We start from the raw sequence: 7,781 nt of genomic DNA on the forward strand, positions 1-7,781 counted from the left end.
TCGGGGGCGTTCGCCGCAGGCCAGATCGGCGATACGCGTGCTCGTCGTCGACGACCATGCGATGGTCCGCGAAGGCCTGCGCGGCATTCTCCAAAATGAGCCGGATATGCAGATCGCCGGCGAAGCGCAGGATGGCTTGCAAGCCGTGATGCTTACATCCGAACTGCAACCCGACGTCGTGCTCATGGACATCAATATGCCGAAGCTGGATGGCGTCGAAGCGACCCGGCGCATCAAGGCCGCGCATTCGCATATACACGTGATTGGGTTGTCCATGCATGCCGATGAGAGGGTGATCCTGACCATGCGCGACGCGGGTGCATCGGACTACGTCACCAAAGACCATGCCTCGGACGCGCTGTGTGCCAGCGTGCGTAAATGTATGCGGTCTGTCAGGTGAAACAGTACTGGATGTCAGGAATATCGCGCTTTGATTGACCGGGGCGCCCATGGGCGTTGGCGCCCCTTCGTTCGCGAGCGCTTATTTCAGCGCTTTAATCTGCTGGTTCGTGATCCTGCGAAAGTGGCCTCGTTCAGACTTTGTTATTAACGGATAGGCACTAAGGTCCATACCCTTGTCCGAACTGACAGCGGTAAGCGAGGGCAACTCAAGATCTGACTTACTGACCTCCATCAACGAGGTGAACTTCGGTGGGAGGTGGAGGAGGGGCGCCGTCGTCGTGGCAGATCATTCCGGAGTTGGACACGTTCTGGTCCAGGCTCGAGCGGGTGATTCGCGAATTTGAGCGTGCTTCACCCCGCAGCCGCCGCGCGAAATTGGCTGAAGCAACAAAGGGCTCTTGCCAAGCGCGGATCGCGATGAGCAGGTTCGCGCAAAAGCGAAAAATAAAACCGCTTTAGTGGGCCACTTTGGGAAAAGACGAGTCCCGCGCGTGAAGCAGGGCGGGGGTTCAAATCAACTTCAATGGCGTCTATGTCGCTGCCAGCGCTTAGTCGATCAGCACCTTTGCATCCGCTCCGCTTTTACTGATTTCACCATTCGCGCTTGGATCCACCATCTCGCGCACCAGGGCGTCAGCATGGCAGCAGTACGACCGCCCGATTGCCCGAATCTGGATGAGCCAACCTTGATCCTGCGCGGCCTTATCTAAACGTTCAAAAAAAAATGTCAGGCAATACGCAATCGTTATAGTCGGTCATTGAACGGCCCCATGGCTTATAGTGTTTCCGACAGCCTCACTCTTATGCTGTTCTCTCTCTAAACGGTGTGCGATCAGGTCGGGCAGCGTGTCGTGCAATGCAGGTAGAAAATTTCGTCTTCGATAATGGCTGTAGATCAGCAACAGCATTGCGCGATGGTAATAAATGAGGCGTTTTTTGCAAATGAAATTGTAGGTTCTGCACGTGGGGAGTTCCGATATCACGGCCGGGCGTGCCCCTCCGCGAGGGAGAGAGAGCATGGCACGGATAGTGTATTAAATCTGTCCCGCCTTTTTATTTAAGGAAACAAAACATGAAGATCGTTACTTGGATTGCAATGATTCTTTTGGTGGTCGGCGGCCTCAACTGGTTGCTGGTCGGCGCTTTTGGTTTCGATTTAGTTGCGACACTGTTCGGTGAAATGTCTGCCCTCTCACGTACCGTTTACGTGCTCGTTGGTCTATCCGCTATCTACATCTTTTTTTGCTCTTCGAAGCTGATCGGATCTATGCCAGCCGACCGGTCATCCGCGGTAGTCCGCTAATCGAGGAGTCGCCCGAGGAACACTGCGGCTTTGCAAGCAATTTCGTTAACGATTCTGGTACAGCTGCCAGCCCGGAGCTACTGGCGAGACTCATCTTCTCGCAGCAGGCGCCCTGGAATCACCGGCCTGTGAAAATCCGCGACGTATTTCTTGTTGCACCGTTCCACCGCCTCGTCGTTCAGTCGAGCGCACACCGTGCCCCCGCACCCCCGGATCGGCTGGCCGCGGGCTTCCGGAACATGAAGCAACTCGCACTATCATCTGACCAAGGGGGAGCCTGGTGACGGCTAAAGAGCAAATCGGATCTCGTCCCGAGAAGAATGAACTGCCCTCATCGACAAAACAGAACCTTGACGTTGTAACGACTTTCTATGAACGCGAAGACGCTGAGATCTCGGGCGTGCAAATGGGGATCGAACGCGTGAGCAATTTCTTTGGCAGCCCCGGCTACTTCGCCTTCGCCGTTGCGTTCATCGTTCTCTGGGCGCTTGCAAACGCCTGGGGCACGTATGCCGGTTGGGCGCACGTCGACGAGCCCCCATTTTTCTGGCTGCAGGGTGTTGTGAGCTCTAATGCGCTCCTTCTGACGATCGCTGTCTTGATCCGACAGACCAGAATGGCGAGGCTGGCCGAGCACCGTGCGCACCTCGACCTGCAGATCAACCTCTTGACTGAGCAAAAGGTGACGAAGATTCTTCAACTCATCGATGAGTTACGGCGCAGCGCGCCGTCACCTCAAGGACGGCCTGACGCCGAGGTGGCTGAGTTGACCAGACGCGCAGACACTGAGGTAATGTTGGATGTCATCAAGCAGCAGCACGAAGACCGCTAGATGAGAGTGAAATAGGGACTGCCCGAATATCTAACTACTGGAACTGAACATTTGCAGTCGCTACACCCCGCCGCGACCTACAGAGATCAGCAAGTTCTGGCGCCCCGGAACGTGGCAATGACTAGCTAATGACTAACGAGCAAGCGACTTTGTCATCGCGGAGTGTCAAGAATTCTATGAACCTCGAAAAGGTAGTTTTTGGATTCTTTATCGTCCTTTCGGCGACGTTGAATTTTGGCTTCTTTATCGGCGAAATTGACAATCCCATACACCATGAAGTCTGGGGATTGTTCGCGGCAATCGCGGTAAATCTGATCGCCACTATCCTTAAATTCGGCGATCGAACCCAGATCGGCGCACTGCATCTCGCTACAAGCTTGGTCGCCGACTTGCAATTGCTCGGCGCCGCAATCGCATGGGCTTACGCGGCACACATGTCGGGCGATGGTATGACCGCCGCCGCGACTGCGCGGGTTGTGTCGCTCGCGGGCGGCGCATTGCTCGCCAACTTCGTCTCGCTTGTCCTTATGATCGGCGAAACGCTGATGCTCCGGCGCTAGTGCGCTGGATTCCCCGCCGGAGAAATTCGCCGATGCCCCTAGACTACGCGGCTCCTATTCCGGCCCCGCCATCGGCAAGCATCGTTCTGATCGTGCTTCGTCGGCTGCGCGCGCCGCTCATCGCGCTGGTCGTTATTTATGTCGCATCGATCGTAGGGCTCACCGTCGTGCCGGGCGTGGACGCGGCTGGCAAGCCGTCATCGCCGATGAGTTTCTTTCACGCGTTCTATTTCATGAGTTACACCGCGACTACGATCGGCTTCGGGGAGATCCCAATGCCGTTCAGCGATGCACAGCGCCTGTGGGTGACGCTCTGCATCTATCTTTCGGTAGTGGGCTGGACCTATGCGATCCTCACGCTTCTCGCTTTGTTTCAGGACCGCGCATTTGCGGATGCGCTCGCCCGTGCTCGGTTCGGCCGCCGTGTGCGACGGCTCGGCGAACCGTTCTACATCGTTTGCGGATGCGGCGAGACAGGGCAGCTGATTACGCGCGCGCTCGATCGCCGCGGCACTCGTTTCGTCGTAGTCGAGCTGAAGGAGGCTCGGATCAGCGAGCTCGAGCTCGAGGATTTCCGTACCGACACTCCCGCGCTCGTCGGCGACGTACGTCGCCCGCAGAATCTCGTTCTTGCCGGCATCAATCACCCGCAATGCCGCGGGGTCGTGGCGCTTACCGATGACGAGGAAGCCAATCTCGCAGTCGCCATGACGAGCCGGTTGCTGAGTCCCAGGCTTCAGGTGCTGGCGCGTGTCCACACGCCAGAGACGGCGCAGAACCTGGTTGCGATCGGCACCCATCACATCATCGACCCGTTCCAGAAGTTCGCGGAGTATCTGGTGTTGGCCATGCGTGAGCCCGGCTGCTATCGCTTGCTCGACTGGTTGACCGGCACGCCCGGAACCAATCTGCGATCGGAATACGCGCCGCCGCGCGGTGAATGGGTGGTTTGCGGCTACGGCCGGTGTGGCAAAGCGGTCGTGCGCGAACTCGATCGGGAGCGTGTCTCGGTCACAATCGTGGAGCCCGCCGCCGCCGGTGCGAGCGACCGGCGTATCGTCGCCGGCCGCGGTACGGAACAGGCGGTACTAAAGGCTGCCGGAATCGAAACCGCCGAGGGGCTCGTCGCCAGTACCGACGATGACTCTGTAAATCTTGCGATTGCCGTTGCGGCACGCGCCCTCAATCCGCGGCTATTCATGGTGCTGCGGCAAAACTTGGCGGAAAACCGCGTCTTATTCGATCGCTTCAAGGCCGACTTGGTGATGGTGTCGAGCGAGATCATCGCGCACGAATGTTTTGCGATTTTGACTACACCACTTCTGCCGCTATTCCTGGCGGTGGTGAAGAATCAACCGGATGCGTGGGCGGACCAAACCATCGCTCGGTTGCGGGCACGGCTCGGCGACGAAGTGCCGGTCATATGGGACGTGCGCATCACGCCGCGCGATGCGCTCGCTGTACATGACGCGTTAACGCGCGCCGGACAATCGATGAGGCTCGGTGATTTGCTGCGTGATTCGACTGACCGAGATCGGAGGCTCGCCAGCTGTGCGCTGATATGCGTGCGCGCGAGTGAGACTATAGTTCTGCCCGAGGAAGCCGCCGACGTGCGGGTCGGCGACGAGTATCTCTTTGCCGGCACTAGCGAAGCGCGCGCGTTGCAAGAGCTTACGCTCCGCAACGCCAATGTCCTGGAGTATGTCCGCGCCGGCCGCGAGGTGCGAGGTTGGTTTTGGCGGAAGATTGCGAGCAGAGGTTGACTCTTTGGAACGCTGGGGAGATTTCGCCGGACGCAAACCGGGCAGTGACCCTCAGTGCCAACTGGTGGCGAGGGGACCGGTTTCGGCTTCGCCGTCGCCAACGACGCACGCGACCAGCAGATCGGGATTATCGAACGCCGCGCCAAAGGCGTGTGACAGTGCGTAGCCTAGTTCCCCGCCTTCGTGAATCGAGCCGGGCGTCTCCGGCGAGACATGGCTCGGAACACCGCCGGGAAACGAGAACTGCGTAAAGAGCCGCTTCATCCCCTCGTCGTCCTGCGAAACCTGGGGATACACTTCGCTGTACGTCTGCTCAAGATACGCGTTCGCCACCAACCCGGGACCGCCGTGGCCCGGGCCGGTGATGTAGATGATGTTCAGGTCCTGTTCGTTGATCACGCGATTCAGGTGAACGTAAATGAAGTTCAGTCCCGGCGTCGTGCCCCAATGACCGAGCAGGCGCGGCTTGATGTGCGCCAGCGTGAGCGGGTCCTTCAACAGCGGATTGTCATAAAGATAAATCTGCCCGACCGAGAGGTAGTTCGCGGCTCGCCAGTAGGGTCCATCCTGCGCAGCAGTTCGGGAGCGAGCGTTTTTGCTTTTGGTTTCATGTTTTATTTTCCTGGGTGCCTAGGCTGAGAACGCCACAGACCGATCTTGCAATCATCAATTCTTCGTCCGTGCGAATGATGCGGACCGTGACCGGGCTGGTGTCCGCGGAAATTACATTCGCGTGAGCCGCGTTGCGCGACTCATCCAGTTCGATGCCGAGAAAGCCAAGCTTTTCGCAGATGCGTGCGCGAACCGGCGACGAGCGTTCTTTTCATTTCGTTTCCTCCCGGCCCATGAAACGCATAACGTTAAAATTTACCTACCGCCGGAAGCTGTGGCGAGGTACGAGCGTACGCTGTAGGCGGGCAGGTGCAGTGCCTGTTAGGCGCCATGCACCAAAAGCGTTCGGTACGGGTAACCGATCTCCGACTCGTATGAAAAGAGGAGGTAGGCCTCGGTGATCTGCTTGAAGGGACCGAAGTGGTGTTCCGAAAGCCAAGCTTCGCATTGGGAGCGAATAAGCATTGGCTCGTCCGTGTGGACAAGCACCGCCACCCGGTCGAACGGTCCGCCGACGTAGGTCTTGCCGTCCTTGGTCTCAAGGCGCCGCTCAAGGTGCGCGAGGCAATCCCAACGCTGCCACACTCGATGAACCATCACGCCCGGCTCAAGGCGAGCGATGGCGGCGCGATCTGCCTTTTCGTTGGCCTCCACTGCGGCTTTGCACACAAACTCAGTGACCTCAATGGCGACGCGCTCGCCCCGGATGCCGCGGGCAGTGCAATCGGGGGGATCTTGTGCTGCTTCGACGGGATCGAAGTAGATGGCTTCGCCGCTGCGCTCCATCGACTCCAGCAGATCGACAACAGCGCCGAGTTCCTTTTGAGACTTGGTTCCTCCTTCGCGGGATGGGGCGTATACACGCCGACGTCGATTCATCCTGTCCAGTTCTTCCTTCAGGCTCATTTTAGTTCCCGGCGATCGCGCATCCAATAAATCACCGAAGGCGTTAACCAAGGCTCCAAGGAATCGTAAGAGTTACGCTAATAAACACAGCACGACCGATGCGACGATCTTCTTTCAGCCAATCGTCTGGGCTGCTTGAATTCTTCGCTATTGCGATAGTTATTAAATTCATCTCTGTGGTTTCATGCAGATAATTGCATTCGACAAATCATTTCGTTTTCAGTAGGCGTTACGAGTTTATGAGGAATTGCTCTACTTCACCGACGCCCTGAGCGCAGCGATCACCTGCGCGACTTGTTGTGGCAGAGGCTGTTCCGTATCGACGCGGACCTGAGCAACGTCCGCGGGCCAGGCTTCCCAGCGCATGCGTTGAACGTCGTGGACCTCAGGCCGGGCGTCCGAGGCGTCGTTACCTGTGGCCAGTCGCCGGCCGATTCGCTCACGGGCAATCTCGGGCCGGCATACGCACTCGATCGCCAGGAATTTGCTCCTGGGATCGACGGCCAGCGCCTGCGCGGTTTTCAGTTGGTCGAGCGTGGAAAAGGTGCTGTCGAGCACCACGGAAATGCGGTCGGCGTGCAGCGCCGCCGCGCGGCGATACAGCTCTGCACAAACCTGCTCGGGGCTTCCCGCCGGTAGATGCCGCCGTCCGCCTCCGCGGCATGAGAACCGGCGCCAAACAGCTCTTGCCGCAGAACGTCGGTGCGGAGTAGCTCTGCGCCGAGAGCTTCGGTCAGCGCCGCAGCGAGCGTGGTCTTGCCAGTCCCTGACAGGCCTCCCACGGCAAGCACCAGCGGCTGAAGCCACGGCGCGGTGTATTTGTCGGCCAGAGCCAGGTGCTGTTGGGCCTCCTTCGCGGCTGCTTCCTGGGGTTCGCCCTGGAGCTGACCGGCTCGCAGCGCGGCCACCTTGGCGCGCACGCAGGCGCGATACGACTTGTAGAAGGCCCACAGCTCAGCCGCTGGCTGGTCGCCGCTCTGCTGCTGATAGGCCCGCAGCAACCGCGGTCCGATCCAATCGGCGCCCAGGAAGTCGCATTCCGCGGCTAGAAACGCCAGTTCGTCGGCCACGTCTATGGTACGGAATTCGGGATTGAACTCGATGCAATCGAAAATCGCCAGCGGTTCGCTCAGGCAGATATGCTCCGGCCGCAAGTCGCCGTGTCCATCGATGACGCGGCCGGCGCGGACGCGCTCGTCAACGATGTCGGGCCGCAGCCGCAGGAGCTGAAGCTGAAGCCATGCACGCGCTCAATCATTCTCGCATCAGCCGCGCGACACGCTTGCGACCGACGTGCAGCGCATGCGCGTCGGTCAGCTCTGCGTACACGCGTGGCGCGCCATAAGTGCCCTTCGAGCGCCGATGAATCTCGTGGATGCGCGCCGTCAGACCGATATCCGCCT

9 protein-coding genes and 2 pseudogenes are annotated in these 7,781 nt (G+C 59.0%); 5 read left to right on the forward strand and 6 right to left on the reverse strand.

The window, feature by feature from the left end:
* Positions 1-37: 37 nt before the first annotated feature.
* The 5 genes from H0V78_09005 (at position 38) to H0V78_09025 (ending at position 4,860) form a co-directional block, all read left to right on the forward strand.
* A complete protein-coding gene (locus H0V78_09005; GenBank protein MBA2351908.1) occupies positions 38-400 on the forward strand; it encodes a response regulator transcription factor in 363 nt (120 codons plus the stop codon).
* A gap of 1,074 nt (positions 401-1,474) precedes the next feature.
* Positions 1,475-1,705 (forward strand): DUF378 domain-containing protein, encoded by a 231-nt coding sequence (locus H0V78_09010; GenBank protein ID MBA2351909.1) that lies wholly within the window; start codon positions 1,475-1,477, stop codon positions 1,703-1,705.
* Between the two features lie 280 nt (positions 1,706-1,985).
* Positions 1,986-2,537, forward strand: coding sequence for a DUF1003 domain-containing protein (locus H0V78_09015; protein MBA2351910.1), 552 nt, complete (start codon positions 1,986-1,988; stop codon positions 2,535-2,537).
* A 176-nt stretch (positions 2,538-2,713) separates the two neighbouring features.
* Positions 2,714-3,097 carry a hypothetical protein gene (locus H0V78_09020; protein ID MBA2351911.1) on the forward strand — a complete coding sequence of 128 codons (384 nt, stop codon included), beginning with the start codon at positions 2,714-2,716 and terminating at the stop codon, positions 3,095-3,097.
* A 32-nt stretch (positions 3,098-3,129) separates the two neighbouring features.
* Positions 3,130-4,860 carry a potassium channel family protein gene (locus tag H0V78_09025; GenBank protein ID MBA2351912.1) on the forward strand — a complete coding sequence of 577 codons (1,731 nt, stop codon included), beginning with the start codon at positions 3,130-3,132 and terminating at the stop codon, positions 4,858-4,860.
* Positions 4,861-4,914: 54 nt separating this feature from the next.
* On the opposite strand, the pseudogene H0V78_09030 reads toward H0V78_09025, so the two are convergent.
* The 6 genes and pseudogenes from H0V78_09030 to H0V78_09055 all read right to left on the reverse strand — a co-directional run bounded on the left by H0V78_09030 (position 4,915) and on the right by H0V78_09055 (position 7,781).
* Positions 4,915-5,478: pseudogene (locus H0V78_09030) on the reverse strand (hypothetical protein).
* Positions 5,468-5,653, reverse strand: a complete 186-nt coding sequence (locus tag H0V78_09035) for a hypothetical protein (GenBank protein ID MBA2351913.1) — start codon at positions 5,651-5,653, stop codon at positions 5,468-5,470. The pseudogene H0V78_09030 and the gene H0V78_09035 overlap by 11 nt, the downstream one beginning before the upstream one ends.
* Positions 5,654-5,793: 140 nt before the next feature.
* Positions 5,794-6,378 (reverse strand): hypothetical protein, encoded by a 585-nt coding sequence (locus H0V78_09040; GenBank protein ID MBA2351914.1) that lies wholly within the window; start codon positions 6,376-6,378, stop codon positions 5,794-5,796.
* A 252-nt stretch (positions 6,379-6,630) separates the two neighbouring features.
* The gene (locus H0V78_09045; protein ID MBA2351915.1) at positions 6,631-6,936 is read right to left on the reverse strand and encodes a hypothetical protein; all 306 of its coding nucleotides are present in this window, start codon (positions 6,934-6,936) and stop codon (positions 6,631-6,633) included.
* The gene (locus tag H0V78_09050) at positions 6,900-7,448 is read right to left on the reverse strand and encodes an AAA family ATPase (GenBank protein MBA2351916.1); all 549 of its coding nucleotides are present in this window, start codon (positions 7,446-7,448) and stop codon (positions 6,900-6,902) included. Before H0V78_09050 ends, H0V78_09045 begins: the two co-directional genes overlap by 37 nt.
* A gap of 187 nt (positions 7,449-7,635) precedes the next feature.
* Positions 7,636-7,781, reverse strand: a pseudogene (locus H0V78_09055) (transposase).

Source organism: Burkholderiales bacterium (genome assembly GCA_013695435.1).
Taxonomy (GTDB): Bacteria; Pseudomonadota; Gammaproteobacteria; order Burkholderiales; family JACMKV01; genus JACMKV01.